This window comes from Haloterrigena sp. KLK7 (assembly GCF_037914945.1).
Classification (GTDB): Archaea; Halobacteriota; Halobacteria; order Halobacteriales; family Natrialbaceae; genus Haloterrigena; species Haloterrigena salinisoli.
Map to the genome: position 1 here is coordinate 615490 of NZ_CP149787.1, position 26165 is coordinate 641654.

24 protein-coding genes and 1 tRNA gene are annotated in these 26165 nt (G+C 67.1%); 14 read left to right on the forward strand and 11 right to left on the reverse strand.

The window, feature by feature from the left end; all coding sequences use genetic code 11:
- Window positions 1-11 precede the first annotated feature (11 nt).
- The 3 genes from WD430_RS02950 to WD430_RS02960 all read right to left on the reverse strand — a co-directional run bounded on the left by WD430_RS02950 (window position 12) and on the right by WD430_RS02960 (window position 2199).
- Complete coding sequence (locus WD430_RS02950; RefSeq protein ID WP_339104539.1) at window positions 12-533, reverse strand: SRPBCC family protein; 522 nt, start codon at window positions 531-533, stop codon at window positions 12-14.
- Between the two features lie 58 nt (window positions 534-591).
- On the reverse strand, window positions 592-1797 hold the full coding sequence (locus tag WD430_RS02955; protein WP_339104540.1) for a M48 family metalloprotease: 1206 nt from the start codon (window positions 1795-1797) through the stop codon (window positions 592-594).
- Between the two features lie 81 nt (window positions 1798-1878).
- On the reverse strand, window positions 1879-2199 hold the full coding sequence (locus WD430_RS02960; protein WP_339104541.1) for an aldehyde ferredoxin oxidoreductase C-terminal domain-containing protein: 321 nt from the start codon (window positions 2197-2199) through the stop codon (window positions 1879-1881).
- A 32-nt stretch (window positions 2200-2231) separates the two neighbouring features.
- On the opposite strand from WD430_RS02960, the gene WD430_RS02965 reads away from it, so the two are divergent.
- Together WD430_RS02965 and WD430_RS02970 are read left to right on the forward strand one after the other, a co-directional pair.
- Complete coding sequence (locus WD430_RS02965; protein ID WP_339104542.1) at window positions 2232-2984, forward strand: FAD-binding protein; 753 nt, start codon at window positions 2232-2234, stop codon at window positions 2982-2984.
- A gap of 93 nt (window positions 2985-3077) precedes the next feature.
- The gene (locus tag WD430_RS02970) at window positions 3078-5222 is read left to right on the forward strand and encodes an IucA/IucC family protein (protein WP_339104543.1); all 2145 of its coding nucleotides are present in this window, start codon (window positions 3078-3080) and stop codon (window positions 5220-5222) included.
- Between the two features lie 101 nt (window positions 5223-5323).
- Here WD430_RS02970 and WD430_RS02975 read toward each other — a convergent pair whose 3' ends face one another.
- Both WD430_RS02975 and WD430_RS02980 read right to left on the reverse strand, forming a co-directional pair.
- Entirely contained in the window at window positions 5324-6553 is a 1230-nt protein-coding gene (locus WD430_RS02975; protein ID WP_339104544.1) for an ATP-binding protein, read from the reverse strand.
- A gap of 56 nt (window positions 6554-6609) precedes the next feature.
- Window positions 6610-7278: a helix-turn-helix domain-containing protein gene (locus WD430_RS02980; protein WP_339104545.1), complete on the reverse strand. Its 669-nt coding sequence runs from the start codon at window positions 7276-7278 to the stop codon at window positions 6610-6612.
- Between the two features lie 134 nt (window positions 7279-7412).
- Here WD430_RS02980 and coaBC point away from each other — a divergent pair, with 134 nt between their 5' ends.
- The 9 genes from coaBC (at window position 7413) to WD430_RS03025 (ending at window position 16981) form a co-directional block, all read left to right on the forward strand.
- The gene (gene coaBC, locus WD430_RS02985) at window positions 7413-8633 is read left to right on the forward strand and encodes a bifunctional phosphopantothenoylcysteine decarboxylase/phosphopantothenate--cysteine ligase CoaBC (protein ID WP_339104546.1); all 1221 of its coding nucleotides are present in this window, start codon (window positions 7413-7415) and stop codon (window positions 8631-8633) included.
- Window positions 8634-8815: 182 nt separating this feature from the next.
- Window positions 8816-9508: a hypothetical protein gene (locus WD430_RS02990; RefSeq protein ID WP_407067134.1), complete on the forward strand. Its 693-nt coding sequence runs from the start codon at window positions 8816-8818 to the stop codon at window positions 9506-9508.
- A gap of 101 nt (window positions 9509-9609) precedes the next feature.
- Window positions 9610-10179: a hypoxanthine/guanine phosphoribosyltransferase gene (gene hpt, locus WD430_RS02995; protein ID WP_339104547.1), complete on the forward strand. Its 570-nt coding sequence runs from the start codon at window positions 9610-9612 to the stop codon at window positions 10177-10179.
- Window positions 10180-10300: 121 nt separating this feature from the next.
- On the forward strand, window positions 10301-11944 hold the full coding sequence (locus WD430_RS03000; RefSeq protein WP_339104548.1) for an ABC transporter substrate-binding protein: 1644 nt from the start codon (window positions 10301-10303) through the stop codon (window positions 11942-11944).
- 22 nt (window positions 11945-11966) lie between these two features.
- Window positions 11967-12920, forward strand: a complete 954-nt coding sequence (locus tag WD430_RS03005) for an ABC transporter permease (RefSeq protein ID WP_339104549.1) — start codon at window positions 11967-11969, stop codon at window positions 12918-12920.
- A gap of 24 nt (window positions 12921-12944) precedes the next feature.
- Complete coding sequence (locus WD430_RS03010; protein WP_339104550.1) at window positions 12945-14015, forward strand: ABC transporter permease; 1071 nt, start codon at window positions 12945-12947, stop codon at window positions 14013-14015.
- A gap of 1 nt (window position 14016) precedes the next feature.
- Entirely contained in the window at window positions 14017-15102 is a 1086-nt protein-coding gene (locus tag WD430_RS03015) for an ABC transporter ATP-binding protein (RefSeq protein ID WP_339104551.1), read from the forward strand.
- Entirely contained in the window at window positions 15099-16451 is a 1353-nt protein-coding gene (locus tag WD430_RS03020) for an oligopeptide/dipeptide ABC transporter ATP-binding protein (RefSeq protein ID WP_339104552.1), read from the forward strand. The genes WD430_RS03015 and WD430_RS03020 overlap by 4 nt, the downstream gene beginning before the upstream one ends.
- A complete protein-coding gene (locus tag WD430_RS03025; RefSeq protein WP_339104553.1) occupies window positions 16448-16981 on the forward strand; it encodes a hypothetical protein in 534 nt (177 codons plus the stop codon). Before WD430_RS03020 ends, WD430_RS03025 begins: the two co-directional genes overlap by 4 nt.
- Before the next feature lie 3 nt (window positions 16982-16984).
- On the opposite strand, the gene WD430_RS03030 is transcribed toward WD430_RS03025, so the two are convergent.
- The 6 genes from WD430_RS03030 to WD430_RS03055 form a co-directional block, all read right to left on the reverse strand.
- Complete coding sequence (locus tag WD430_RS03030; protein WP_339104554.1) at window positions 16985-17965, reverse strand: phosphatase PAP2 family protein; 981 nt, start codon at window positions 17963-17965, stop codon at window positions 16985-16987.
- Complete coding sequence (locus tag WD430_RS03035) at window positions 17965-19740, reverse strand: ABC transporter substrate-binding protein (protein WP_339104555.1); 1776 nt, start codon at window positions 19738-19740, stop codon at window positions 17965-17967. Before WD430_RS03035 ends, WD430_RS03030 begins: the two co-directional genes overlap by 1 nt.
- A gap of 438 nt (window positions 19741-20178) precedes the next feature.
- A tRNA-Met gene (locus WD430_RS03040) sits at window positions 20179-20253 on the reverse strand.
- 66 nt (window positions 20254-20319) lie between these two features.
- Window positions 20320-20766 carry a GtrA family protein gene (locus WD430_RS03045; RefSeq protein ID WP_339104556.1) on the reverse strand — a complete coding sequence of 149 codons (447 nt, stop codon included), beginning with the start codon at window positions 20764-20766 and terminating at the stop codon, window positions 20320-20322.
- A gap of 302 nt (window positions 20767-21068) precedes the next feature.
- On the reverse strand, window positions 21069-21335 hold the full coding sequence (locus tag WD430_RS03050; protein WP_339104557.1) for an HAH_0734 family protein: 267 nt from the start codon (window positions 21333-21335) through the stop codon (window positions 21069-21071).
- Between the two features lie 133 nt (window positions 21336-21468).
- Window positions 21469-24729 carry a cbb3-type cytochrome c oxidase subunit I gene (locus WD430_RS03055; RefSeq protein WP_339104558.1) on the reverse strand — a complete coding sequence of 1087 codons (3261 nt, stop codon included), beginning with the start codon at window positions 24727-24729 and terminating at the stop codon, window positions 21469-21471.
- Between the two features lie 178 nt (window positions 24730-24907).
- On the opposite strand from WD430_RS03055, the gene WD430_RS03060 reads away from it, so the two are divergent.
- The 3 genes from WD430_RS03060 to WD430_RS03070 are packed head-to-tail and all read left to right on the forward strand — an operon-like array spanning window position 24908 to window position 26165.
- The gene (locus WD430_RS03060; RefSeq protein ID WP_339104559.1) at window positions 24908-25189 is read left to right on the forward strand and encodes a 50S ribosomal protein L44e; all 282 of its coding nucleotides are present in this window, start codon (window positions 24908-24910) and stop codon (window positions 25187-25189) included.
- 5 nt (window positions 25190-25194) lie between these two features.
- A complete protein-coding gene (locus tag WD430_RS03065; protein ID WP_339104560.1) occupies window positions 25195-25368 on the forward strand; it encodes a 30S ribosomal protein S27e in 174 nt (57 codons plus the stop codon).
- A complete protein-coding gene (locus tag WD430_RS03070; RefSeq protein WP_339104561.1) occupies window positions 25365-26165 on the forward strand; it encodes a translation initiation factor IF-2 subunit alpha in 801 nt (266 codons plus the stop codon). Before WD430_RS03065 ends, WD430_RS03070 begins: the two co-directional genes overlap by 4 nt.

Genomic DNA, 26165 nt, shown 5'->3' on the forward strand with positions numbered 1-26165 from the left:
CGTCCCGTCTCTCAGGGCATCTCGTGGACCGTCAGCTCGACCTCGCGGGGACGGCCCTCGATGTCGGCGACGAGCCGTTGGACGACCTCCTCGGCCTCTCCGAGGAGTTTCGGTTCGACCTTCTTGATGACCCAGTCCAGCGAAACGAACCGGGGAAGCGAGAGCGCGTTCTCGTCGGCCGAGTGCGGATCGTAGACCGCCTCGAAGTAGATCCGACTCGCCGTCTCCTCGCCCTCGGGGGCCGATTCGGGCTCCGGTTCGACGCGCCACTCGCCGCGGGCGTCGAGGTCGTTCGTCAGCCGCCACTCGAGCGACGACGGCGCGTCGACGGCGACGACCTCCGAGCGGGCGGTGTAACTGAGCTTCCACCACGCCAGCTTCAGGTCGTAGACCGAGCCGACGTCGCCGTCGCCGTGAACGCGAACGTCCTTGAGGTGTTCCGAGTACCGCGGATAGTCGGTAAACGACCGCACGTACGGAAAGACCTCCTCGGGCGGGCGATAGACGAGTGTACTGAGGAGAATTCTGTCCACGACTCCCCCTACGACGGACCCGAAAGTAAGAATTCGTGTTTCGGCGAGCGATTCCCGCTCACTCGGTCGGGGCCACCGGCGGCCGATCCGCGCCGTCGTCGCCGTCACGACCGCCGGCGTCGCGAACCGCCTCGAGCCGATCGTCGATCGACGGGTGCTGCGTCGCGAGGGTGTAGAGCAGCCCCGCGTCGCGGCGGGTATCGTTCGCGTCGGCGAGCGTCTCGAGGGCCGCGAGCGTCGCGTCGCGGCCCGCCTGACGGGCCGCGTAGGCGTCGGCCCGGAACTCCTGCCAGCGCGCGAGGCCGCCGAGGAGGACGACCTGATACAGCGCGAACAGCGCCATCAGCGGCAGGAAGATGCCGAGGAACCCGAACCGCTCCTCGAGGGCGCCGATTCCGAGGGGTTCGAACCCGACCATCCAGCCGCCGAAGACGGCCACCGTCAGGAGGCTTCGCTGCCAGAGGTGACGGCCGGCGACGTGGCCGAACTCGTGGGCGAGGATCGCACGCAGTTCGTCGTCGTCACACTCCGCGAGGAGGTAGTCGGTGAGGAAGACGTACCGGAACCCCGGGACCGTCCCGGCGACGAGCGCGTTCGCGGTCTTCGTCGACTCGCCCTCGAGCAGGTAGAGCCCGCGGGGTCGATATCCCAGCTCCCGACAGAGCCGTTCGACCCGCTCGCGGTCGTCGCCCTCGAGGGGGACCCGATCCTGAAAGACGGCGATCAGGTACGGCGAGAGGCCGTAGACGGCGGCGACGAGGACGGCGAAGCCGCCGACGAGGAGCGGGAGCGACGGATCGACGGTCGACAGGAACGCGAGGAAGCCGCCGATCGATATCGCGGCCGTGACGGCGACGATCCCCATCACCGCGAGGACGCCCTTCGCGATCCGCCACGGCGATGCCGACGTGTCCCGCAGCGAGCGGACCGTCGGATACGTCCCGAGCGCCATCGACACCAGCGGGAGGGCGGCCAGCCCGAACGAGACGACCGTGATGACGGCGAACTCGAGGACGCCGATCCCGAACAGTTCGGGACCCATCGCCCCGACGGCGTCGGTCGTCCGCTCGACCAGCTCGAGGAGATGGAGGCCGATCACGGCGGCGATCGGCAGGACGAACCCGCCGCCCTGCTGGACCCGGTTGAGCCGGTGGAGGCGGTCCTCGACCGATGCGTCCGTCGACTCGACCCGGTGAGCGTACGCGCGGAAGGCGACGAACGGACCGAGAGCCAGCGCGAGCACGAACGCGATGGTCGCGAGCATCACCCGACGAATTCACCGGCGCGGTCCAAAAATCTATCGAATTACTCACATGAACGGGCGGTGTCCGGACCGCGTTCCGATTCAGTCCCCGCGATCCGACGCCTCCGCGAGGAGCGAGTCGTCGTCGACCGATTCGGCGAGTCCGAGTCGCTCGACGGTCGCTCGCGTCGGCCGGCCGTCCGATCCCCAGCCGCGCTTCCGAGAGTACCGATCGAGGGTCGCCTCGAACCAGTCGCGGTCGACGGCCTCGCCGGCGTTGGGCCCGGACTCGAGCGTCCGGCTCGAGGCGCTCGGTGAGGAGACCGACGAGACGGTGTTGCGGACGCCGGACGTCGGTTCGAGCAGCGGGCCGCGCGTCGTCGGCGGCGACTGACCACCGCGACGCGGCCCACCGGACGGCAACCTTCTATACTCGAGGCGGTCAAGGGCGGGCCATGCGAGACGTCTGTATCGTCGGCGGCGGCGTCGCCGGCCTCGCCGCATCGATCTTCACCGCTCGAGCGGGCCTCGATACCCTCGTCGTCGACGGCGGGGAGTCGATCCTCGCGCGAAACGCCAGCCTCGAGAACTACCCCGGGTTCCCGAACGGAGTCGACGCTCGCCGGTACCTGGAACTGACTCGCGAACAGGCGCGAACGGCGGGTGCCGCGTTCGAACTCGGGCGCGTGACGCACGCCGAACCGGTCACCGAAGGCGAACTCGAGGAGGGGTTCGTCCTCGAGACGGCGGGCGGCGAGCCCCTCGAGGCGCGACGGATTCTCGCCGCCTCGTGGCCGAACAGCGACTACCTCGAGCCGCTGGACGTCGGCCGCATGCAGCGGGGCAACAAACACTTCGTGAGCGTCGGCGACGGCGGGCGGACGGCCGTCGACGGCGTCTACGCCGCGGGTCGAATCGCGGACGAACCCCACCAGGCGGTCGTCGCGGCCGGCCACGGCGCGAAAGTCGCCCTCGCGGTCATCTACGACTCCGAGGTCCCGTTCTATCAGGACTGGGTCGTTCCCGAGGGCTACTTCACCGGCCGCGATCGCGACGTCCCGCCGGGCTGTGAGGAGATCGGCGACGAAGAGCGACGGGAACGCGACGAGGTGGCGCGGGAGACGATGCTCGAGGCCTTCGCGGAGCCGTTAGACGAGCGGCCGACGATGCACCCGAGCGTCGAGCGAGACGGGGACGACGAGGACTGAAGCCCGTCTCGTTCGCGAGGACTCGCGACCAGTGGCCGCCGGCCGATGAGTTAACACGGACCACGTGGAACGCCGTCCCACTACCGATCGACCATGACCGGGACGAACAGCGGGCCTCGCGATCGCGAACGCCTCCGGACGGCGGCCGAACGGGCGACGTTCGGCGCCGCGACCCGATACGCCCGCCAGCACGGGCTCTCGAGGCCGGCCGAGACGGCCTATCTCGAGGCCCTCGCGGACGCTCGTCGGGAGATCGCTCACCGATTCGCCCGCGGGCTGCTTCGCGGCGATCCGGCCGGACTCGCCGCGGCACGGTTCGTCGATCTCGAGTCGGAGTCGCCGGCGTCACGGCGTCCTCCGTCGGGCGAGGACGCGTCGTTCGCGGCGCTCGAGGGGGCAGACCGCCGATCGATCGTCGAGGACGTCGCCGCGACGGTTCCCGAGACGTGTCGCCGCCTCGCGCTCGTTCCCTGTCCCGCCGCCGAGAGCGTCCTGTGTATCCCGATCGCGACGCGACACGGCTACGACCGGTTTCGACCGGTCGGACCGCTCTATCGCTGGTTCGACGGAACCGCCGCGCCGCTGGACCATCCCGTGGATCTCGTCCCGATCCTCGAGTGCGAGGGCGCGTTCAGCGACGCCGCGCAGTCCGAGCGGATCCGCGGCGAGATCGCCGAGAGCGTCGCCAATCTGGCGCTCGCGCGGCTGGCCGCCGCCGTCCACGCGAGCGCCGTCGACCGCGACGCGGACGCGGACGAACCCCCGCTCGAGGCCGTCGCCGACGGGATTCCGGCGGCCGACGCCGCCGCCGCGTTCGAGCGGATCGTCACCGACGGCCATCCGTTCCACCCGAGCGGCAAGATCCGGCGCGGGATGACCCCCGCCGAGGGGCTCGCCTACGCGCCGGAGTTCACCGACCGGATCGACCTCCGGTTCGTCGCCGTCGAGCGGGAGTCAGCCCTCGAGACGCGGGCTCGCGATCACCCGACCGGCGATGAGCGCCTGACCGACCGCCTGCTCGCGACGTTCGCCGGACTCGAGGACGCGCTCGCTCGAGCGCTCCCGCCCGCCCGGACGCCGGACGAGTACGCCGTCGTTCCCGTGCATCCGCTCCAGTACCACCGGACGATTCCGGATCGGTACGCGGATCGGATCGCCGACGGTCGCGTCGCGCCGATTCCCGACTACGCACACCCGGCGACGCCGCAACTGAACCTCCGCACGGTGGTGCCGTACGACACCGATCGGACGGCGCACGTCGACGGACCGCTGCCGCGCCTCAAACTCGCGATCCCCGTCCAGACGACCAACGTCGTCCGGACGCTGTCGCCCCACGCCGTGGCGAACGGCCCGCAGGTGACCGACGTCGTGCGAGCGATCGACCGCCGAGAGTCGCTCGAGACGCTGGGGTTGCTGGCCGAGCCCGCAGCGGCGTGCTACTATCCGCCGGAGGGGCCCCATCCCAGCGGCGAGGGCTTCGACGACGCCCGCCACCTCTCGGGGTTGCTGCGGACGAGCCCCGAGGCCCACCCGCTCGTCCGGAACGGCCCCGACGGCGCGGTGTCGGTCGTCGCCTCGAGTCTCGTCGCCGACTCGCCGATCACGGGACGACCGCTCGTCCGCGATCTGATCGAGCGATACGGGGCGAGCCGAGAGACGACGAGCACCGCGGAGGCGGCCCCGGCGTTCCTCGAGCGGTATGCCGGCGTCGTCGTCCCCGAGCAACTCCTGTTGCTGTGCGAGTACGGCATCGCCCTCGAGAGTCACCTCCAGAACAGTCTGCTCGTCTTCGACGCCGCGGACGCGCGGCCGGTGGCGACGCTCGTCCGCGACCTCGGCGGGATTCGGATTCACGGCGGCCGACTCGAGGACCGCGGCCTCTCGGTCGATCCCTATCCCGATTCGGACCTCGACGCCGACGGCGAGGAGGACTTGCACCGGAAGCTGTACTACGCGCTCTTCCAGAACCACCTGGCGGAACTGGTCGCGACGATCAGCCACGAACTGGACGTCGACGAGCGCGCGTGTTGGTCGCGGGTCCGTGAGCAGTGCGAGCGAGCGTTCGACGAGATTCGCGCCGAGGGAACGGTCCCCGACGCTCGAGTTCGACGCGACGAACGGGCGCTGTTCGCGGATCCGGCGACCCACAAGGCGCTGACAGCGATGCGCCTGCGAGGCAAGCGCCACGAGTACGTCACGAGCGAGGTGTCGAATCCGCTGGTTCCGTCCGGTCGGTAACGGATCGTCGATTCGGTCGGAGACGCGGGGCGAGTATCGAACCCGTTCTCGTCGCCCGTCGAGAAAGCGTGACGGTTCGGTCCATCGCTCCGTCCGGTCAGTTACTCCGATCCATCGACGGCAGTCGATGCGGTGGTCGAATCGCCGTCGGCCGGCAGCGTCATCGAAAACGTCGATCCCTCGCCGGGCTCCGAATCGACGATGATTTCGCCCTCGTGGCGCTCGAGGATCCGGTTACACAGCGCCAGTCCGATTCCCGAACCGGGGTGTTCGTCGCTCGAGTGGAGCCGCTGGAAGATCTCGAAGATACGGTCGACGTCGTCGGGGTCGATCCCGATCCCCTCGTCGCGGATCGAAATCGTCCACGTCGCGTCCTCGCGCGCCGCCGTCACGTGGACTCGCGGCGGTTCGTCGCCGCTGTATTCGATCGCGTTGGAGACCAGGTTCTGGAACACCTGCCGTAACTGTCGCTCGTCGCCCTCGACCGTCGGCAACGGCTCCCGCGTGATCTCGGCGTCGGTCTCGTCGATCTTCAACTGGAGGTCGGTGAGCACGTCGTCGAACACGGCGTCCAGATCGACGGCGTCGAACGAGTCGCCGCCGGTGTCGACCCGCGAGTACTCGAGGAGGCCGTCGACCATCGACTGCATGCGTTCGGCGCCGTCGGCGGCGTACGCGAGGAACTCCTCGCACTCCGAATCGAGGTCGTCCCCGTGTCGGCTCTCGATGAGTCGCAGATAACTCCGCACCATCCGCAAGGGTTCCTGCAGGTCGTGGCTGGCGGCGTAGGCGAACTGCTCTAACCGCTCGTTCGAGTCCTCCAACTGCGCGACCGCCTCCTCGAGGCGCTGCTCGGTTCGCTGTAACGCGTCGTTTCGCTCCTCGAGCGTTTCGGCGTGGATGAGCGCCTGCGCCTCGTTGATACCGATCCCGAGGCCCGCGATCGAACCGGTCGCTAACAGGACCGCCTGGGTGCCGAACGTGAACTGGACGGTGACGCCGGGATGGAGAACGCGCAGCCCGAGGACCACTCCCATCACGGCGATGCCGGCGAGGACCCACGCGACGATGCGCGGATAGAACTCGGGCCGAATCGTCGTCGTCGGCAGCCAGATACCGATATAGAGCAAGACGGCGCCGAGCGAACCGGCCAACAGCAGATCGAGCACCGCCTCCAGCAGGAGCCCGCCCTCGGCCAGCGTGGCGGCCGATCTGATGCCCGCGCTGAGGAGAAATATCAGTCCCAGTGCCGGAATAACGCGGTGCCAGAAGCGCATCTCTCCTCGGGACGGTTCGAGAACCGCAGCGACCGCGGACGAGTCCCCACTCATTAGCGCGTAAATTGAACGCGATCCGGTTGAGGTGTCCTTTTTAGTATACAACTCCCTTAAGTACCTCCCGGAGACGGAGACGAGATCGCGGAAAGCGTCCGTCCGAGAATTCGATCGATACCGCGTCGGAGGCGGGAGGCGACGGCCTGCTGAGAGATGCCGAGTTCGTCGCCCAGTTCCGCCATCGTCACCTCGCGCGGCGAGTTGAAATATCCGCGGTCGTAGGCGAGTACCAGCGCCTCACGCTGCGGATCGGTCAGCGCGGACTCGGTGTCCGTTTCGATCGGCGTCAGCGCGTGCAGTTTCGTCAGCGTGATCGGAATGTCCAGTTCCCGGCACCGGCGCTGAAAGGACGCGATGTCGCTTCGGTCGTCGCCGCGAACGTCGAACGTCCACTGCCGGTTCGTCCCGACCGCCTCGATGAGCGGAATCTTCGTCGCCGTCAGCGTACTCAGGACGCCGTCGTACTCCAGCGACCACTCGACGCGCAGCAGGTACTCGTCGCCGACGGAATCGACGAGCCGGATGTCTTCGACCCCCGGATGATCGGCGAACGCGCTCTCGATGTCGTCGACTTCCGTGCCGCGAACCCAGAAGTACGGCACCACCACGTCTCGCGCCGGGATGATCCGCTCCAGTTCGACCGTCACGTCCGGCAACCGTTCGAACACGCTCCCCAGCGGGAACGCGTCTGACGGGACCGTAAACGTCGCCTCGGTAGCCATCGTCGGACCCGTCGCGGGCCGCACGTAAAGACCTGCTACCCGACCGCCCGGCCGCAGCGCGGAATCGGTGCGGGGAAACCGGCGCTCGAAATCGGCTCGCTATCCTTAACACGTCCCCGTGAGAACAGCGACCCATGCTCGAGGGAGTCAACGTCGCGCTCGGGGTGACGGGGTCGATCGCGGCCGTCAAGACGGTCGAACTGGCCCACGAGCTCCGGCGACAGGGGGCCGACGTGCGCGGAGTGATGACCGAAAGCGCACAGGGGATCATCCACCCCTGGGCCGTGGAGTTCGCGACGGACGACGACGTCGTCACGGAGATCACCGGGAGCGTCGAACACGTCGACCTCTGTGGCTACGACGGCTGGGCCGACGTCCTCCTGATCGCGCCGGCGACGGCGAACACGGTCGGCAAGATCGCCGGCGCGGTCGACGACACGCCCGTGACGACCTGCGCGACGACCGCGCTCGGCGCCGACACGCCGGTCGTGATCGCCCCCGCGATGCACGAACCGATGTACGACCACCCAGGCGTCCTCGAGGCCATCGACACCGTCGCGGAGTGGGGCGTCGACTTCGTCGACCCGCGCCTCGAGGAGGGGAAGGCCAAGATCGCCGGCGAGGACGCGATCGTCACCGACGTCGCCCGCGCGGCCGGCGAGCGCCCGCTCGAGGGCCAGCGCGTCGTCGTCACCAGCGGCGCGACGGCGGAGTCGATCGATCCGGTGCGCGTGATCACCAACCGATCGTCGGGGAAGATGGGACGCGCGGTCGCGAGGGCCTGCTACGCTCGCGGCGCGGACGTGACGCTGGTCCACGGCGTCGTCGGCCCACGATCGATCGCGGCCGACGGCGGACCGCCCGAGACCGACGGGGAGGGCGACCTCCCCTACGCCGCGGTTCGGAGCGTCGAGAGCGCGAGCGAGATGCTCGCGGCGACCCGCGAGGCCTGTGCGGACGCGGACGCGCTGGTTTCGGCGGCCGCGATCGGCGACTACACGGTCGAGGGCAGCGACGAGAAGATCCGCTCGGGCCAACAGCTCTCGCTCGACCTCGAGCCGACGCCGAAACTCATCGACGAGATCCGCGAGGAGCGACCCGACCTGCCGATCGTCGGCTTCAAGACCGAGACCTCGGGAGACGAGCGGGCGATGATCGAGAAGGCCCGCGAGACGCTCGAGCGCGCGGGCCTGGCCTTCGTCGTCGCCAACGACGCGAGCGTGATGGGGGCCGATCGGACCGCGGCGCTGCTGGTCCACGAAACCGACGCCGCCCGCTACGAGGGGACGAAGGCGGGACTGGGCGGCGAGATCGCCGACTCGATCGCGGCGGTCGTCGACGACAACTCTTTGTAACAGAACTGAAGTTTCCGAAATCGGGGTCAAGCGGGGCAAGAGAATTATATACGAGGCGTTCGTGCGACGACGTAACAGCTATGCGAACAGTCTCAATGGATGGTTCGATCACGGGATGGGTGTCCTTCGCTACCGCTAGCGGTTTCGAGCGGGACTCGATCGACGGCGCGAGGTGACTCGACGTGGCCCAACAACAGCGACGACGACCCGAGGAAACCGACGGAACGGACAGAACGGACGGAGCGGACAGAACGGATGGAACGAACAGAACGGACGGAGCGGACAGAACGGACGGGGCTGACGGAGCCGACGAGCCCGACGAGAGCGGCCCGCTTTCGAAGGGCGAAATCTTCGAAGTGCTGCGCAATCAGCGGCGACGCTACGTCCTCCAGTACCTGAAACAGGACAGTCGCCCCGTCGAACTCGGCGATCTCGCCCAGCAGGTCGCCGCCTGGGAGTACGACACGGTCCCCGAGGAGGTGACGCCCGAACAGCGGAAACGCGTCTACACGACCCTTCAGCAGACTCACCTCCCGAAGATGGACGAGTCGGGCATCCTCGTGTTCGACTCCGACGAGGGCGTCATCGAGGCGACCGACCGAACGCGGGACATCAGCATCTATCTGGAGATCGTCCCCGGCCACGAGTTCGCCTGGCGCGAACTGTACCTCTCGCTCGGGGCGATCAGTTCCGCGCTGGTGGCCGCGCTGTGGCTCGAGATCTATCCGCTGACGCTGCTGTCGGACCTGACGTGGGCCGCGATCATCGCCCTGACGGTGACGCTGGCGGCGGCGGCCCACATCTACCACGAGCGGAACATGCGACTCGGCCACGGCGATCAGCCGCCCGAACTCAGTTTCACGAGCGAAAAGTAGCGGCGGCCGTCGACGCCGGGCCGCCGTTCGTCCGTGGGAGTCGACCGCATACGGCTCGAGCGGATCGTCAACTTTTACTCCGCCACCGTCCGACCCACGGCATGGATCAGTTGAAGCGGTCCCTTCTCGAGGCGCCGATCATCGAGAAAAACGGCTACCACTACTTCGTCCACCCGATCAGCGACGGTGTCCCGAAGCTCGACCCCGGCCTGCTCCGAGAGATCGTCATCCGAATCATTCGGAAAGCGAAACTCGAGGACGTCGACCGAATCGTCACGCCCGCCGCGATGGGCATTCACATCTCGACCGCGGTCTCGCTGATGACCGACATCCCGCTGACCGTGATCCGGAAGCGCCAGTACGGCCTCGACGACGAGGTCGCCATCTCCCAGAAGACCGGCTACTCGGAGAACGAGATGTACATCAACGACGTCCGCGAGGGCGAGCGCGTGCTCGTCCTCGACGACGTCCTCTCGACGGGCGGCACGCTCGCGGCCGTCCTCGACGCCCTCGACGAGATCGGTGCGGAGGTCATCGACACGGTCGCGGTCATCAAGAAGGTCGGCGGCGAGAACAAGGCCGCCGACGCCGGCTACGACGTCAAGACGCTGATCAACGTCGACGTCGTCGACGGCGAGGTCGTCATCGTCGACGAGGACGGCGACTCGTAGGCGTCGCGCATCCGGCGAGTCGATCGGTCACGAATCGATCGGATATCACTATTAGTGACAAAATCGACAGCTGAGCGCTCGGTGACAAGGAATATAGTAGCGGACTGGGTATCCATTCCCAATGGGACACACTGGTGAGGGTGATTCCGTCCGACTCCCTCGTCGATCGGTGCTCGCCGGACTCGGGGGGTTCGGCGCCGTCGGCACGGCCGGCTGTATTAGCACCGACCAGGGGATCGAACTCGATAGCGATCCCGAGAGACTCATCTTCGAGGGGTTCCGGGAGGCGGGCGTCGAACCGCCCGTCGAGACGACGATTTACTCCAATGCCGAGACGAACGGGCGGAAACGGTGGGCGCAGCTGGTCAAGCGCGAACTGGACAGTACCGACCTGTTCACCGTCGAGTTCGAGACTCTCGAGTGGACCTCGTACATCGATCTGGTCAACAACATGGCCGCCAACGAGGAGAACGCGCTGGTCTGTCTGGGATTTATCGGCGGCTGGGATCCGCATCAGTACGTCTATCCGGGCTTTCACTCCGACAGTTTCGCCCCGACCGGCCTCAACATCAACCACTACGAAAACGAGCGGGTCGACGACCTCATCGACGAGGGGGTCGCGACCGTCGACGGCGACGAGCGCGTCGAGATCTACGAGGAGTTACAGGAACTACTCGTCGAAGAATCGCCGCTGTCGTTCGTTCGCGCCCCCGAAGAGATCGTCACCTATCGAGCCGACGCGATCGAGGGATTCCGGACGTATCCGGTCCCCGGTGACGAGTACAAATCGATCTACGCGCCGACGCTCGGAACCTACACGGAACTCACCACCGGAGCGACCGAACTCGTCGGCGACGCGGGAACGGAGATCGACAGCTACGATCCGGTCCAGACGGCCGACGACGTCTCGTATATGGTCACCGGCCTCGTCTACGAACAGCTCCTCGAGATCGACTTCGACGGGAGCGTTCGGCCGCTGCTCGCGACCGATTGGCGCCGAATCGACGAGACGACCTGGCGGTTCGACCTGCGAAAGGACGTCCGATTTCACACCGGCGAGCCGTTCACCGCCGCGGACGTCCGTGCGACCCTCGAGCGATACGAGGGGACGCCGAGCGAACGGGACGTGTACAACTGGTACGAGAGCGCGGAGATCCTCGGCGACCACGAGATCGAGATCTCCCTCCGAAAGCCGTACGGACCGCTGGAAACGGCGATCGCGCAGGTGCCGATCCTCCCGGAAGCCGTCGCGGACGGTACGCACGACATCTCGAAGCGGCCGGTCGGAACCGGCCCGTACGCGTTCAAGAAACACGAGCCCGCCACGCTCTGGCGGCTGGTCGCCAACGAGGACCACTGGCACGACGGGAGCAACGGCGTCCCCGCGACTCCGCCGATCGAGACCGTGACGATGCGGATTATCACCGACTCGTCGGCCCGACGCGGCGCCCTCGAGGCAGGCGATATCCACCTGACCACGGGGCTCCCGAACGAGAGCCTCGAGACGTTCGAAGCCGACGACGCGTTCGTCGTCGACCGGACGACCGGCGCCGCCGTCGACTTCCTGGGCTATCCGAGCTACCTCGAGCCGTTCTCCAATCCGAAGGTCCGGCGGGGGATCGGCCAGCTGATCCCGCGCGAGCGGATCATCGAGGACGCGTTCCACGGCGCCGGAACCGCGGCCTACACGCCGATCTCTCCGATGCACGAGCGGTTCGTGGATCCGGAGTTCGAAGCGCGCATCGTCGACGAGTACTTCAGCTGAGCACCGATCGAACTCGGTTCAGATGACCCTGGCGAACTACGTCGTAAAGCGGGTGTTGGTGACGGTTCCGGTACTGCTGGGTGTGACGGCCCTGACGTTTTCGCTGCTCCACCTGACGCCGGGGAGTCCGGTCGACGCCGCGCTCGGGTTTCGGGAGGTCGACCCGGCCGTCAGGGAGGCGCTGGAAGCCGAGTACAACCTCGACCGCCCGATCTGGGAGCAGTACCTGCTCTGGCTGCGCGACGCGATCGTCCTCGAGTTCGGCGAGTCACCGATCACCGGTCGCGACGTCGGGGCGACGATCGCCGATCGGTTGCCCTACACGCTCGCACTCGGCGGCGCGGCGTGGCTCTGTTCGCTCCTGATCGGGATTCCGGCGGGTATCATCGCGGCCGTCAAGCGGGGCGAGCCCGCCGACGAGGTCAGCCGCGTCGCGGCCCTCGCCGGCATCGCGACGCCGAACTTCTGGCTGGGCCTGGTTCTCCTGTTCGTCTTCGGCGTCCGCCTCGGCTGGTTCCGGGTCATTCCGCCGGACGCGCCGCTGCTGAGCCTCGAGACCCTGCGGTTTCTGGTCCTGCCGACGATCACGCTCGGCACGGCCTCGGCCGCGCTCATCACTCGCCTGCTGCGCTCGTCGATGCGCCGGGAACTGAACGCGGCGTACGTCCGGACCGCCCGCGCGAAGGGACTGCGCGAGCGGACGGTGATCTGCAAGCACGTCCTGCGCAACGCCCTGATCGCCGTCGTCACCGTCGCCGGCCTCCAGTTGACCCTCCTCATCGACGGCGCGGTGGTCGTCGAGCAGGTGTTCTCCTGGCCCGGCACGGGGCGGCTCCTCGTCGGCGCGATCGGACGGCGCGACGTCCCGACCGTCCAGGCGACGGTGCTGGTCATCGCCGTCTCGGTCGTCGTCGCGAACCTGCTCGTCGATATCGTCTACGCAGCGCTCGACCCGCGGATCAGATACGAACGGTGACACACGACTGATGACACACGACCGATGACACGCGAAACACGGGACCGATCCACGACCGATCGCGGCCGCATTCGAATCGAGGGGTTCGACGAGGCCGTCGCGGCCGACCGCGCCGACGCCGCCGGCGACCCCTGGGCCGACGGCCGGTCGACCGATGACCGAGCGATCGAGCCAGATACCGTCTCTCGAAGGCGTCTCGAGGACTTCTGGCGCCGCTTCCGAGCGAACCGAACGGCCGTACTCGGGCTCGCGATCATCGCGGTGCTCTCGGTCGTCGCGGTCTTCGCCCGGCCGATCGCGTTCTCGGTCGCCGAGTACACGATCACCGTCCAGCCGTTCTCGCTGGCGCCGTACGATCCCGCCGAGATGTACGTCGGCCCCACCAACGCCGGTCCGTCGCCGGCCCACCCGTTCGGAACCGACTGGGCGGGCCGCGACCAGTTCTCGCGGGTCCTCGTCGGCGGCCGGTTCAGTCTCAGCATCGGGGTCGTCGCCGTCGCGCTCGCGCTGATCGTCGGGGTCCCGCTGGGCGCGATCGCCGGCTACTTCGGCGGCTGGGTCGACGAGATCATCATGCGGCTGGTCGACATCCTCTACGCGTTCCCGTTTCTGGTGCTCGCGATCGCCGTCGTCGCGGTCGTCGGCCGGGGCTACTGGAACGTCGTCGCCGCGCTCGCGCTGACCGGCTGGATCGGCTACGCCCGCCTGTTGCGCGGCGAGATCCTCTCGGTTCGGGAACGCGAGTACGTCACTGCCGCGAAGGCCCTCGGGACGCCGGACCGAATCATCATCGCCAGACACGTCGTTCCGAACGCCGTCGCCCCCGTCGTCGTGCAGGCGACGCTGAACGTCGGGACGGTCGTTCTGACGGCCGCGGCGCTGGGCTTTCTCGGCCTCGGACTCGAGCCGAGCACCGCCGAGTGGGGGTCGATGCTGGCGGACGGACGAGACGCGATCGCCAGCGGTCACTGGCATCTCACCGCCTTCCCCGGGCTGGCGATCTTCCTGTTCGTGATGGCGATCAACCTCGTCGGCGACGGGATCAACGACGCGCTGGATCCGCGGGGCGACACCGCCGAACGGAGGCGTCGATAGCGTGGCGCTGCTCGAAGTCGAGGACCTCGTCGTGCAGTTCTACACCGACGACGGCGTGGTCCGCGCGGTCGACGGGATCAGCTACGAGGTCCACCGGGGCGAGACGGTCGCCGTCGTCGGCGAGAGCGGCGCCGGCAAGACCGTCACCAGCCTCGCCCTGCTTCGGCTGATCGAGGGGCCCGGCGAGATCGTCGGCGGCGAGATCCGCTTCGACGGCCGCGACGTCCTCGAGTGCTCCGACGAGGAACTCCGAAGGGTTCGCGGAAACGAGATCGCGATGGTGTTTCAGGACCCCGAGACGGCGCTCAACCCCGTCTACACCGTCGGCGAACAGATCGCCGAGGCGATCCGCGCCCACAGGGACGTCACCGACGAGCGGGCACGCGAGCGGGCGATCGAGCTCCTCGAGCGCGTCGGGGTTCCCGACGCCGCGAGCCGCTATACCGACTACCCTCACGAGTTCTCCGGCGGCCAGCAACAGCGGGTCGTCATCGCGATGGCGCTGTCCTGCGATCCCGACCTGCTCGTTTGCGACGAGCCGACGACCGCACTCGACGTCACGGTCGAGGCCCAACTCCTCGAGTTGCTCGAGGACCTCGCCGCGGAGTTCGACGCGGCGATCCAGTTCGTCTCGCACGACCTCGGCGTCGTCGCCGAACGCTGCGATCGCGTCCTGGTCATGTACGCCGGGCAGGTCGTCGAGCGCGCGCCCGTCGACGACCTCTACTACGACCCGAAACACCCCTACACGGTCGGACTGATGGCGTCGATCCCCCGGCTCGGCGACGACCGCGACCGGCTACCGACGATTCCCGGGACGCCGCCGGATCTCGTGGACGCGCCGACTGGCTGTCGATTCCACCCGCGCTGTCCCTACGCCGAGGACTGCTGTGCGATCCGCGAGCCGTCGCTCGTCGAGGCGGAGACCGGCAGCGCCGCGACGCCGGTCGACGTACCGCCCGACGACCACCTCGCCGCCTGCCACGAGTACACCGGCGACCTGGAGGGGGGACTGGACTACCACGTCGTCGTCAGGGACGCGGACGGAGACGGGGACGGAAACGGAACCGGAGGCGAGTTCGAATGAGCGACGGCGATACCGACAGAGACGGCGGGTGCGATCGAGACGACGAACCGCTGCTTCGCGTCGAGGGCCTCGAGAAGGAGTACACGACGTCCGACGGCTTCCTCGATCGACTGCTGGGCAACGAACGCACGGTCACGGCCGTCGACGGCGTCGACCTCGAGGTCCGCGAGGGGGAGACGCTCGGGCTGGTCGGCGAGAGCGGCTGCGGCAAGAGTTCGCTGGCCCGGTCGCTGCTCCGGCTCACCGAGCCGACCGCCGGCGCGGTGTCCTATCGCGGCACCGACCTGACCGATTGCACCCGGTCCGAACTCCGGGCGATGCGGACGAACGTCCAGTACGTCTCCCAGAACCCCGGCGCGAGCCTGAACCCGCGGCTACCGGTCGGCGACATCGTCGGCGAACCCCTCGAGGTGCACGACATCGTCCCGCCCGAGGAGCGCGACGCTCGCGTTCGGGACCTGCTCGAGACCGTCGGGCTCGCGCCGAACCACGCCGATCGATATCCCCACGAGTTCTCCGGCGGCCAGCGCCAGCGGATCGCCATCGCCCGCGCGCTGGCCGTCGAACCGGAGTTCGTCGTCTGCGACGAACCGGTGTCGTCGCTGGACGTCTCGGTACAGGCCCAGATCCTCAATCTATTGGCCGACCTGCAAGACGAGTTCGGCCTCTCCTATCTCTTCATCGCTCACGACCTCTCGGTCGTCGAGCACGTCGCCGACCGGGTCGCCGTCATGTACCTCGGCGAGATCGTCGATATCGGCCCGACCGAGGCGGTCTTCGACGGGCCGTCACACCCCTACACGGCTGCCCTCCGCTCGGCGATCCCCGAACCGGACCCGCGCTGGGAGGGCGACCGGATCGTCCTCGAGGGCACCGTCCCCGATCCCAGCGACCGCCCGTCGGGCTGTCGGTTCCACACCCGCTGTCCGAAGGTGCTCTCGCCGGCCGAGTACGACCTCGAGTCCGACACGGTCCGGGCGATCCTCCGCCTGCGGAGACGGCTCGCCGACGCCGAGGACGGTCTCGAGTCGATACTCACCACATCGGCGGCCGACGCGGACGTCCCCGCGGCGATCCGCGACGCGTTCGATATCCCGGTCGAACTCCGGGACGATGCCGCCGAGCGTGTCCTCTCGGACGCACTCGAGGTCGTCGCGGCCGGAGAACTCGACGACGGGCGGGCCCGACTCGCGTCGGCCTTCGCGACGCCGTGCGAGACCGATCGGCCGCGGCTCGAGTCCACCGATGACGGCGAGAGCGACGGCCGCTCGATCGCCTGTCACCGGTTCGACGAAACGTACGCGGACCACCTGTCGGACGAGTCCGAGACGGCACCGTTCCACCGATGACGCGAAAACGAGCCGACGACTCGAGCGCGCTCGAGCGAGACGCGGACGATCCGTTCGCGCCCGCGGCGAACGCGGGCGAGAACGGTCGTCGCTCGATCGACTGGGACGCGTTCAGCCACGCGTTCGCGCCCGTCGCGCTTCGCACGCGGGCCATCGAGGTCTCGATCGCGACCGACCGCGACGTCTACGAGCGCGGCGAGTCCGTCGCCGTCGGCATCGAGTTCCGCAACCGGCTCCCGTTCCCGGTCCGACTGCGGACCGACTCCCCGGAGCGCTGGACCTGGACCGTCGACGGAGCGACGGCCGCCTCGCGGCTCGAACGGTCGATTCCCGACCGTCCCGACGTGTTCTCCTTCGCTCGAAGCGAGCGCAAGCGATTCAGTCGCGAGTGGCCCCAGCGGATCCGTATCGCGGAGAACGAGTGGAAACCCGTCGATCCCGGACGCTACACGCTCGCGGCGCGGGTCAATCGCGAGGACGCGGCCGACCGCGGACTCGTCGCCGCGACCGAGATCGAGATCCGGGAGTGACGGTCACGTCTCCTCTGACCGTCGGCCCGTCGGCGGCTCGTCGTTCGACGGACTCTCGACGTCGGCCCCGTCGTCGGCGTCGCCGTACTCGTCGTCCTCGGCGGACGGAGACGGATCGACCGGCGCGTTCGTCCCCGTGAGCCGCCGGAGTCGGGCCGCGTACTCGTCGACCTCGAGGCCGAAGTCCTCCGAGAGCGACCACCGGCCGACGAGCCGGTCGGCGGCGTACACCGTGAAGGTCGCAAGCAGGATACCTGCGACGACGTCGATCGCCCAGTGGATGCCCAGATACATCGTCGAGATCGCGATACTCGCCGCCAGCGGAACCGCGACGGCGAACCAGATCGGGTACTCCTCCCTCGTTCGATAGGCGAAGATCGCGATCGTCGCCGACAGCGAGGTGTGCAGCGAGGGGAAGACGTTGGTGTTGTGGTTGACCTCCCCAGTCAGGTACTGATACTGCGGCCGGAAATCGTACAGCACGGTCCCGATCTCGGTGGGCATGATGTTTCGCGGCCCGTAGGCGATCACCAGGAGGTAGAGGAACAGTCCGAGTAGGTAGTTGAGCGCGTAGGCGGACAACAGTTCTCTGAGCGGTCGCGTATCCGACAGCGCGAAGTACGCGATCACGGGGAAGATCAGAATGAAGACGTAGCCGTAGATGTAGACGAACGAAAAGTACCGCGTGACGGGCGGGCTGGCGAACTGCTGAAACCAGACGATCGCCTCTCCTTCGATGGCGTAAAACGTCGGCGTCAGGTTCCAGTCGATCGCCCAGGAGAGATCGGGAAGGTGCTGTCGAGTGAACCGGTTCGCGAGCAACACGACGAGCACCACGCCCGCGACGGGTGCGGACTCTCGCATCCGGTCCCGCCACTCGCGGCGGGTCCTCCGAAACCGGTGTCGGCCGATACAGAGGGGGACGAACCCGACGAGCAGGACGACGATGACGACCGCTACCTGCGTCAATAGCTCGGCGAGCATCAGGACCTCACGATGTATTCTCCGTCTTCGTCGTACTGAAATCCGTGCCGTTCGAAGGCTCGCTTCGCCCGTTCCACGTCCAGTTCACTCGTACCCTCACTGTCCGTTTCATCACGGAAAAAGGGCGCGTATGGTGCCTCGCCGTCCCACTCGAGGTCGTCGGGAACCCACTCCGCTGCGACCGGTGTGACGGTCGGGCTCGCCTGCCCGTTGAAGACGTCCGCCACGATCGATTCCCTGTCGATCAATCGGGCGACGTTTCGCCGGAAGTGGAGGTTGCTGAACGGCGAATTCCTGACGTTGAACCCGATGTGGTAGAACGTCCACGATTCGGACTCGACGAGTTCGAGGCCCGACGGGACCTCCCCGACAGTCTCCGATCCGAGAATGGAGGCCGTCATGTCGGCGTTCCCCGCCTCGAGCTGGTTGACGGCCGCACCGCTGTTCGGTTCGACGTGAAAGACGAGTTCGTCGACGTGCGGTTCCGGAAGGTCGACGTATCCGCGGCGGGTGAAGTGGTCGTCGAAGCGCTCGAATCGGAGGTGCGAACGCGGTTCCTGCTCGGTGAGCGCGAACGGACCGCTGCCGATCGTCGGGATCTCGTCCGTGGTCACGATCTCCCACGTCCCCTGTATGGGCTTCGCACCGCTCTCGAGGCTGTCTTCGACCGCCGTCTTCCAGATGTGTTTCGGGAGGATCGGCACCGTAAACGCCAGTTCGCCGACCTCGTCGCTCGTACTGAATCGCATCCGAACGGTTCGATCGTCGACGGCCGTGACCGATTCGACGGCGTCTCCCAGTCCGCGGTACCTCGGCGCCGGCGACAGCCCCTCGCGCGCTCCGAGCGAGGTGTCGTTCAGGAAGTCGTACGTGAACTTGACGTCGTCGGCGGTGACCGGTTCGCCGTCGTGGAACCGACAGTTCGATCTGAGCGTGACCGTCGCGACCGCGTCGTCCCACTCCCAGTCCTCGGCGAGCCACGGCCGAATCTCGCCGTCGTCCTCGGTCGCCACCGAGTCGTAGAGGAGATCGACGAACGCGCCCCGATAGCGGTACGGCGCGGCCAGCGGGTTGATGTTTCTGGAGGGGCTCGAGTCGGTGATGACCGCGTTCAGGACCACGTCGTCCTCGAACGCGTCGTCCTTGGGCTCGAGGCCGAGAAAGCCGAGTCGCGTCCCGAGGTGGTGGTCGTTCCAGCCGTCGAACCGATCCGTTCTGACGAGTCGACGCTCGTCGGGAACGCAGATCGGGACGATCGGATGCGTTTGCGCCAGTCGGTCGAGAACCTCGCCGACGGCTTGCTCGCGTTCCGAGCCCGCCGTCGAGCGCTGGCGCTCGAGCGCGTCGTCGATCTCGGTGTTCACGAGGCCGTAGGGGTTCTGCCAGCCGGCCTCGGGGGCGAACTTCGAGTGAAACGTCTCGTAGAGATAGTCGGGGTCGTGGCCGCCCGGATGGCGACTGATGTAACAATCGAAGTCGTGCTCGAGCAAGACCGTCTGCAGCAACTCGGGATCGGCGCGGGGCTCTATCCGAACGTTGATACCGACCGCCTTGAGCTTCTCCTCGAGTCGGCGGGCGATCTTGATGGCCTGCCGATCGTTGTCAGTCGGCAGCGTCAAGATCGTTATCGAGAGCTGATCGCTGGCGGTGCCGGTGATGAGCTGCTGTATTCGGTCCGTACAGCCGGCTACCGAGCCGGCGATTCCTGTACTTCCAGCGGCGAGCACGGCACGTCTACTTACTCGGTCGTTAGACCGATCCGACGGGAGGGTCATCCAGGGCTACTAGTTGGGTCTGCGTTTCAAATATAACAATTTTGCGAACCGGTGCCGTGATATTTAGATCCGTGTACCGCTCGCATCGGGCGAGCGTTACGCCGTCTCGTCTCGAGTACGGATCGGGACGCGCTAGTGAACCATCTCGTTATCCTCACTCTGTTCGAGAGCCGCCCAGTTAAACTCCGCCCATGCTATGGATGGCGCTCACTGTTTCGTTTGCGCCGAAGCATCGAAGGAGGGAGGTTTGAACTACGCCGAGACGTGCTCGCGACCGCTGTGCGCGTCTCGTCTGGTTCAAATCTACTCGTCGTCTTTTCAGCGACTCAGGACTCTCTCCTCGTGGTTCGAAAGACGCTACGCGTCTTTCGTCATCACGAAACAGCGAAGCTGTTTCGAACGACTACGCTCGTCGTTCGTCGTTGAATCCCTGAAAAGTAGCGGGAGGTAGATTTGAACTACCGATCTGCGGGTTATGAGCCCGCCGGAATCTCCTGGCTATCCCATCCCGCTACCACATCATACCCGAGTGCACTAGTTAAGGGTTGTGATTCGACTGCCGTATGGGGATTTCTACCGTCAGTCGTGATGGACTTTCCACGTGTAGAGGCTTTCGCAGGTGTAGTTGACGAAGAAACCGATCGCGATCCCGATTATGTTCGCCACTAAATACCAGACGTCGAACCGATCGACGAGCACTGCGTACACCGTCAACGTCACCAGAAAGCCCGCGAATCGAACCGCGTTCGAGCGCAGAAACCGCCGCGCCAGCGCTCGAGGCGTCATGACGCCGTAGTTGGCGAACGTCCAGCGCTCGTTGATCGCGAAGATGACCACGATCGACAGCTCCCACGAGATCGTCTTCGCCCCCAGATACCAGAGCTCGAGCACGTCGACCAGCAGCGCGAGACCGACCATATCGACGGTCGCACCGACGATCCCGACGCCGGCGAACTGGCCGAACCGCGCCGTCGAGAGCAACGCGCGAAACCGGGTCCGAACGGCCTCGGCGAGCGAATCACTCATCGTCGGCTCTCTCGGGGGATCGTTCGGCGGTCTCGATCGACGTACGCACGATGGTACCGACTCCTGACTCGAGCGTCGGTATCGGTTTTGCGACCCCGCCGGGGACTCGATCGCCGGCCGCGACGGCCTCGAGTCGGTCCGCGTAACGGAGCGTTCGGGCGCGTTCAGCGTCGCCTTCCTCGCACGTCGCCGGCCGGGTGTCGTGGGAGCTACACATCTGTCCGTGGCCGCGACAGTATCGACCGTGGACACAAAAGAATTCGGGGATGCGTCGGCGCCGACATCGGATCGGCGGGCAGCGTTCAGACCGCGAGGTTGGCTTTCGTCCGGACGACGTCGACGTCCTCGGCGTCGACGCGGTCGACATCGAGGAAGTGGGGCGTGTAGTTGCGCTTCTCGTAGTCCTCGTACTCGTCCTCGGTGCCGACGGTACACCACAGCTGGACCTCCTCGGGACCGTGCCACTCGCCGTTGCGATTGATCCCGAAGCAGACCAGTTCCGTCCCGTCGTAGTCGACGATGGCCCCCTTCCGGATCCCGGGATCGCCGTGGATGATGAGCCGCTTCATACCGGCGCCTTCTCGCGAGAACGGATTAAGCCTTCTGACTCCGGTGCTATCGGTCGAACGACGGGTACAGCGGAGATCGGACCGACGTCGAGCGACGCGAGAAACCGCGAGGGCTCGAGCGACCCGCGAGCCGTCACTGGGTCGCCAGCCGCTGCTTCCGGGCGTCCCAGAGGTGGCGTATCGACGCCGCGGTGAACGCGAGCGCACCGAGGATCATCGGCGTGTCGCCGAGCGTTCGGGCCCACAGCAGCGTCTGGACGTGGTCCTGTTCGTAGAACTCGAGGTCGCGCGCGGCGGCGTAGCCGTCCTGATAGGCGGTCTGCAGCTGTAGGAACCCGATCGGGAGCAGCGAGGCGACGGTCATGACGGTGAGCCCGATATTGGTCAGCCAGAACGCGCCGCGGAACCACGTCGGGTTCCACGCCGATTCGGGGGTGACGACCCGCAGGATGTAGGTGCCCAGTCCGAGCGCGAGCAGGCCGAAGGCGCCGAACATCGACGTGTGCGCGTGGGCGACGGTCAGGTAGGTCCCGTGCTCGTAGTAGTTGATCAGCGGCAGGTTGATGAAGAAGCCGAGCACCCCGCCGCCGACGAAGTTCCAGACGGAGGAGCCGACGATGAAGAGCAGCGGGAGCGTGTAGGGGAACTCCTCGCCCTGGGCCCGCAGCGAGCGGTACTCGCCGATGCTCCGGTAGAGGACGAAGACGAGCGGGACGAACTCGAGCGTCGAGAACGTCGTGCCGATGGGGACCCAGACGTCGGGGAGGCCGACCCACCAGTAGTGGTGCGAGACGCCGACGATGCCGGCGGCCATGATCGCGAACACCTCGAAGAGGATCGCCTTCTCGGCGTCGGCCTTCTCGATCAGGTCCATCGACACCAGTGCGGCGGAGATGACGGCAGTGACGAAGAACTCGAAGACGCCCTCGACCCACATGTGGACGACCCACCAGCGCCAGAACTCGGTCACGGCCATGTTCGTCTCGGGCGTGTAGAGCATGCTCGCGGCGAACATGAGCGCGATCGAGCCGCCGGCGTAGGTCATGAAGTGTCCCAGGCCGGTCGGCGATTCGTCCAGTTGTCTGACGCCGCGGAGCACCAGCCCCGTCCAGACGCCGAAGCCGGCGAGCAGTCCCAGTTTCCAGACCCGACCGACCTCGAGGTACTCGAGGCCCTCGCTGCCGAGCCACCACCAGAGGTCGCCGTCGTCACTGCCGCTCCCGGGCGAACCGAACGCGCCGCGGGTACCGAGCCAGACGCCCGCGAACGCGCCGACCGTGATGGCGACGAGCGCGCCCAGCAGCGCGGTCGCGCCCTCGGCCTGCCACGGCGGATCGCACTCGCTGAACAGCCCCGGCAGGAAGAGCCCGCCCGCGAGCCACAGCGTCGTGATCCAGAGGATGCCGAGATTGACGTGCCAGGTGCGACCCACCGAGAACGGCACCAGCGACACGAGATCGATATCGAGCGCGTCGCCGATCCCGTAGAAGCCGGTTCGTTCGACATAGTAGTGGGCCAGATAGGCGCCGACGAGGACCTGCGCGACGAACAGCGCGCCGGCGACGGGAACGTACCGCGCCGCGGCGTACTGGCTCGGCGTCACGGAGACGGAATCGGGCGAGGGAACGTCGACGAGCTCGGTCGTCGGTTCGGCCACGTCGAAGGAGTGGTAGGCCCAGACGCCGAACCCGCCGCCGCCGATGAGCAGGACGACGGCGATCGTGCTCCAGACGACGACCTGTCCGGTCGGCCGATTCCCGGCCGCGGGCACGTACGGCCAGTCGTTCGTGTAGGAGTGGTTCGAATCGGGTCGGTTGGTGTGGGCCATCCACGCCGTCCAGCACGCGAAGTCGGCGATACGGGCGGCTTCCTCGGGCGAATCGACGTACCCCTGCGGGATTCCGCGCTCGGGGGAGCCCCCGTAGTAGCGGTCGACGTACTGGTCGCGAATCCGGCGATGGGCGAACACCTCTGCGTCGGAGTAGCGGGCGACCGACCCTTCGGGCGCGTCGGAGTCGAGCTCCCGTTCCACGCGCCGTTCGACGGCCGCCTGATCGCCGTCCGCGAGCTCCTCGAACGAGTCGCTCCCGCGCTGGCGCGCGTAGTACTCCCGCATGTACTCGGCTTTCAGGTCGAGCGCGTCGGCCGTCAGATCGACGCCGAAGTACGAGCCGTTCCCCAGGATCGACCCCTGATTCATGAGCCCGTTGGCCTGGAACGCCTTCTTCCCCAGCTTCACCTGCTCGTCGGTCACGACGGTCTCGCCGTTCGGCCCGCGGATCTCGTCGGGGATCGGCGGCGCCCGCTCTCGAGAGACGTAGGCCCCGAGCGTCATCGCGGCGAGGTTGGCCACGAACAGTCCCACGAGCGCCAGCGAGCCGGTCGAGTTCGACCGGAGCGCGTCGAGGTCGAAGCCGAGGTCGCTGTTCGCCCCCGTCTGCAACAGTAACGGTACCAGTTCGCTGAGAACCCGTTCGGTCGGGACGCCGCTACCCCCGTCACTGGCCTGTAACAGCCCCGTCGCCAGCTCCCCGACCGCGGGATCGACGCCGTCGCCGTCCGAGAGCATCGTCGTCGCCGCGACGGCCATCGCGACGGCCGATCGGACGCTCCCCGAGTGGACGCGTCCCGACCGACCGTGCGCCGTCGAGCCGCCGTCGCTTCCCTCGTTCGGGGCCACATTGAACGACCTCGTTCTCGAGCCCGCGCGGTCTTCGGCCTCTAGCTCCGCCATCTCCGATTCCAGTTCCGCCGCGAGCGCCGGCAGTTCCTCCGTGAGCACCCGCTCGAGTTCGTGGCCGACCGCGATGGCGTCGCGCTCGAGGAGGTCCTCGAACAGACCGTCGACGGGTCGGTCCGCCGTCCCGTCCAGTCGCGCGCGGAGTCGCGAACACGCTTCGGCGAGCGGATCGTCGGTCGGAAGCTCCGTCTCGTCGGCCGAGTCGGATCCCGACGTCGACCGCCCGCTCAGCACCTGCTCGAGTAGTTCCTCGGGATCCACGTCGGCCCCGGCGACCGACAGCCGGGTCCGGATCGCGTCCAGCGTGCGGTCGTCCAACCGATCCTCGTCGAGACCGTACCGTCGCAGGAAGTCCTCGAGCGCGCGATCGAGCGGATCGGTCGGTCCGAACTCGGACTCATCGTCGCCGCGGCCGAGTCCCGATTCCGTGAGCAGTTCGTCGGCGCTCCGATCGATCGCGCGCTCGAGCAGTTCGTCGACGGCCCGCTCGGCGGCGTCGGTCGCCCGCTGGCTCACCGCGTCGCGGACCCGCGTCGACAGTTCGCCGACCGCTTCGGTACTCGACTCGAGTCGATTCGTCACGGAGTCGGTCACTTCCCGGCGGCCGTCCGTCCCGAGACGGTCGGAATCCGGGAGGAGATCGCTGATACCCATCGCTTGCTGTCACACTCTGTTACCGTGGTACAAATTTCCAAACATTGGGATAAGAGTACACGCGTCAGTCGCCAGTCACTTATTCCCGGGTGACAGTTTCCGCACCCGATCGACTGACGGCGACGAACCAAACGGGTTTTAAACAGCGCTGCCTTAGCCCACGCCAAGTGAGATAACCATGCAGATGCCACGCCGATTCAATACGTACTGTCCGCACTGCAACGAACACCACGAACACGAAGTCGAGAAGGCCCGAACCGGCCGTTCCTCGGGCCTAAAGTGGGACGCTCGCCGAACTCGGCGAAGCACCTCGAGCATCGGTAACTCCGGTCGCTTCTCGAAGGTGCCCGTCGGCGAGAAGCCCACCAAGAAGACCGACCTCAAGTACCGCTGCAGCGAGTGCGGCAAGGCCCACCTCCGCGAGGGATGGCGTACCGGCCGACTCGAGTTCCAGGAGTGATTCCAATGGCAGGAAATTTCTACAGCGTTCGATGCAGTGACTGCGAGAACGAACAGACCGTCTTCGGCAAGGCCTCCTCGGAGGTCGCCTGCGCCGTCTGCGGCACGACGCTGGCGCGACCGACCGGCGGCAAAGCCGAGATCGAACACGAGATCGTAGACACAGTCGAGTCACGATGAAATACAGCGGCTGGCCCGACCCCGGCGAACTCGTCGTCGGGAAGATCGACGAGATCGAGGACTTCGGCGTCTTCGTCGATCTCGAGGAGTATCGGGACAAGCGCGGCCTGATCCACATCTCCGAAGTCGCGAGCGGTTGGATCAAGAACGTCCGCGATCACGTCCGCGAGGGCCAGATCGTCGTCTGCAAGGTCCTCGAGATCGACGAGGAGTCCCAGCAGATCGATCTCTCGCTGAAAGACGTCAACGACCACCAGCGCTCCGACAAGATCCAGGAGTGGAAAAACGAGCAGAAGGCCGACAACTGGATGGGTATCGCGCTGGGCGAGGACGTCGACGACGAGACCTACACCGCGATCGCCAACGAACTGATCACCGAACACGGGAGCCTCTACGACGGCTTCAAACAGGCCGCGATCCACGGCGAGGAGGCCCTCGAGAACACCGATCTCTCCGACGACGAGATCGAGTCGATCGTCGACACGGCCCGCGAGAACGTCTCGGTGCCGTACGTCAACGTCACCGGCTACGTCGACCTCGAGAACCCGTCGCCGAGCGGCGTCGACGGCATCCGTACCGCCCTCGAGGCCGCCGAAGGCAACGGTGAAGTGCCCGACGAAGTCGACCTCGAGGTCAGCTACGTCGGCGCGCCCGAGTATCGCATCGAGGTGCAGGCGCCCAACTACAAGACCGCCGAGAGCCAGCTCGAGGAGAGCGCACAGCGCGCGGTCCGAGCGATCGAGAGCGAAGGCGGTTCGGGCGAGTACCACCGCGAGCGTCGCACCGACGACGAATAA

Excerpts from the sequence above, each read along its gene's own strand:
- WD430_RS02955 (WP_339104540.1), bottom strand. The coding sequence starts at position 1,797 with ATGCTCGCGACCATCGCGTTCGTGCTCGCGCTGGCTCTCGGTCCGTTC.
- WD430_RS02965 (WP_339104542.1), top strand. The coding sequence starts at position 2,232 with ATGCGAGACGTCTGTATCGTCGGCGGCGGCGTCGCCGGCCTCGCCGCA.
- WD430_RS02970 (WP_339104543.1), top strand. The coding sequence starts at position 3,078 with ATGACCGGGACGAACAGCGGGCCTCGCGATCGCGAACGCCTCCGGACG.
- WD430_RS02975 (WP_339104544.1), bottom strand. The coding sequence starts at position 6,553 with ATGAGTGGGGACTCGTCCGCGGTCGCTGCGGTTCTCGAACCGTCCCGA.
- WD430_RS02980 (WP_339104545.1), bottom strand. The coding sequence starts at position 7,278 with ATGGCTACCGAGGCGACGTTTACGGTCCCGTCAGACGCGTTCCCGCTG.
- coaBC (WP_339104546.1), top strand. The coding sequence starts at position 7,413 with ATGCTCGAGGGAGTCAACGTCGCGCTCGGGGTGACGGGGTCGATCGCG.
- hpt (WP_339104547.1), top strand. The coding sequence starts at position 9,610 with ATGGATCAGTTGAAGCGGTCCCTTCTCGAGGCGCCGATCATCGAGAAA.
- WD430_RS03000 (WP_339104548.1), top strand. The coding sequence starts at position 10,301 with ATGGGACACACTGGTGAGGGTGATTCCGTCCGACTCCCTCGTCGATCG.
- WD430_RS03005 (WP_339104549.1), top strand. The coding sequence starts at position 11,967 with ATGACCCTGGCGAACTACGTCGTAAAGCGGGTGTTGGTGACGGTTCCG.
- WD430_RS03010 (WP_339104550.1), top strand. The coding sequence starts at position 12,945 with ATGACACGCGAAACACGGGACCGATCCACGACCGATCGCGGCCGCATT.
- WD430_RS03020 (WP_339104552.1), top strand. The coding sequence starts at position 15,099 with ATGAGCGACGGCGATACCGACAGAGACGGCGGGTGCGATCGAGACGAC.
- WD430_RS03025 (WP_339104553.1), top strand. The coding sequence starts at position 16,448 with ATGACGCGAAAACGAGCCGACGACTCGAGCGCGCTCGAGCGAGACGCG.
- WD430_RS03030 (WP_339104554.1), bottom strand. The coding sequence starts at position 17,965 with ATGCTCGCCGAGCTATTGACGCAGGTAGCGGTCGTCATCGTCGTCCTG.
- WD430_RS03035 (WP_339104555.1), bottom strand. The coding sequence starts at position 19,740 with ATGACCCTCCCGTCGGATCGGTCTAACGACCGAGTAAGTAGACGTGCC.
- WD430_RS03045 (WP_339104556.1), bottom strand. The coding sequence starts at position 20,766 with ATGAGTGATTCGCTCGCCGAGGCCGTTCGGACCCGGTTTCGCGCGTTG.
- WD430_RS03050 (WP_339104557.1), bottom strand. The coding sequence starts at position 21,335 with ATGAAGCGGCTCATCATCCACGGCGATCCCGGGATCCGGAAGGGGGCC.
- WD430_RS03055 (WP_339104558.1), bottom strand. The coding sequence starts at position 24,729 with ATGGGTATCAGCGATCTCCTCCCGGATTCCGACCGTCTCGGGACGGAC.
- WD430_RS03060 (WP_339104559.1), top strand. The coding sequence starts at position 24,908 with ATGCAGATGCCACGCCGATTCAATACGTACTGTCCGCACTGCAACGAA.
- WD430_RS03065 (WP_339104560.1), top strand. The coding sequence starts at position 25,195 with ATGGCAGGAAATTTCTACAGCGTTCGATGCAGTGACTGCGAGAACGAA.
- WD430_RS03070 (WP_339104561.1), top strand. The coding sequence starts at position 25,365 with ATGAAATACAGCGGCTGGCCCGACCCCGGCGAACTCGTCGTCGGGAAG.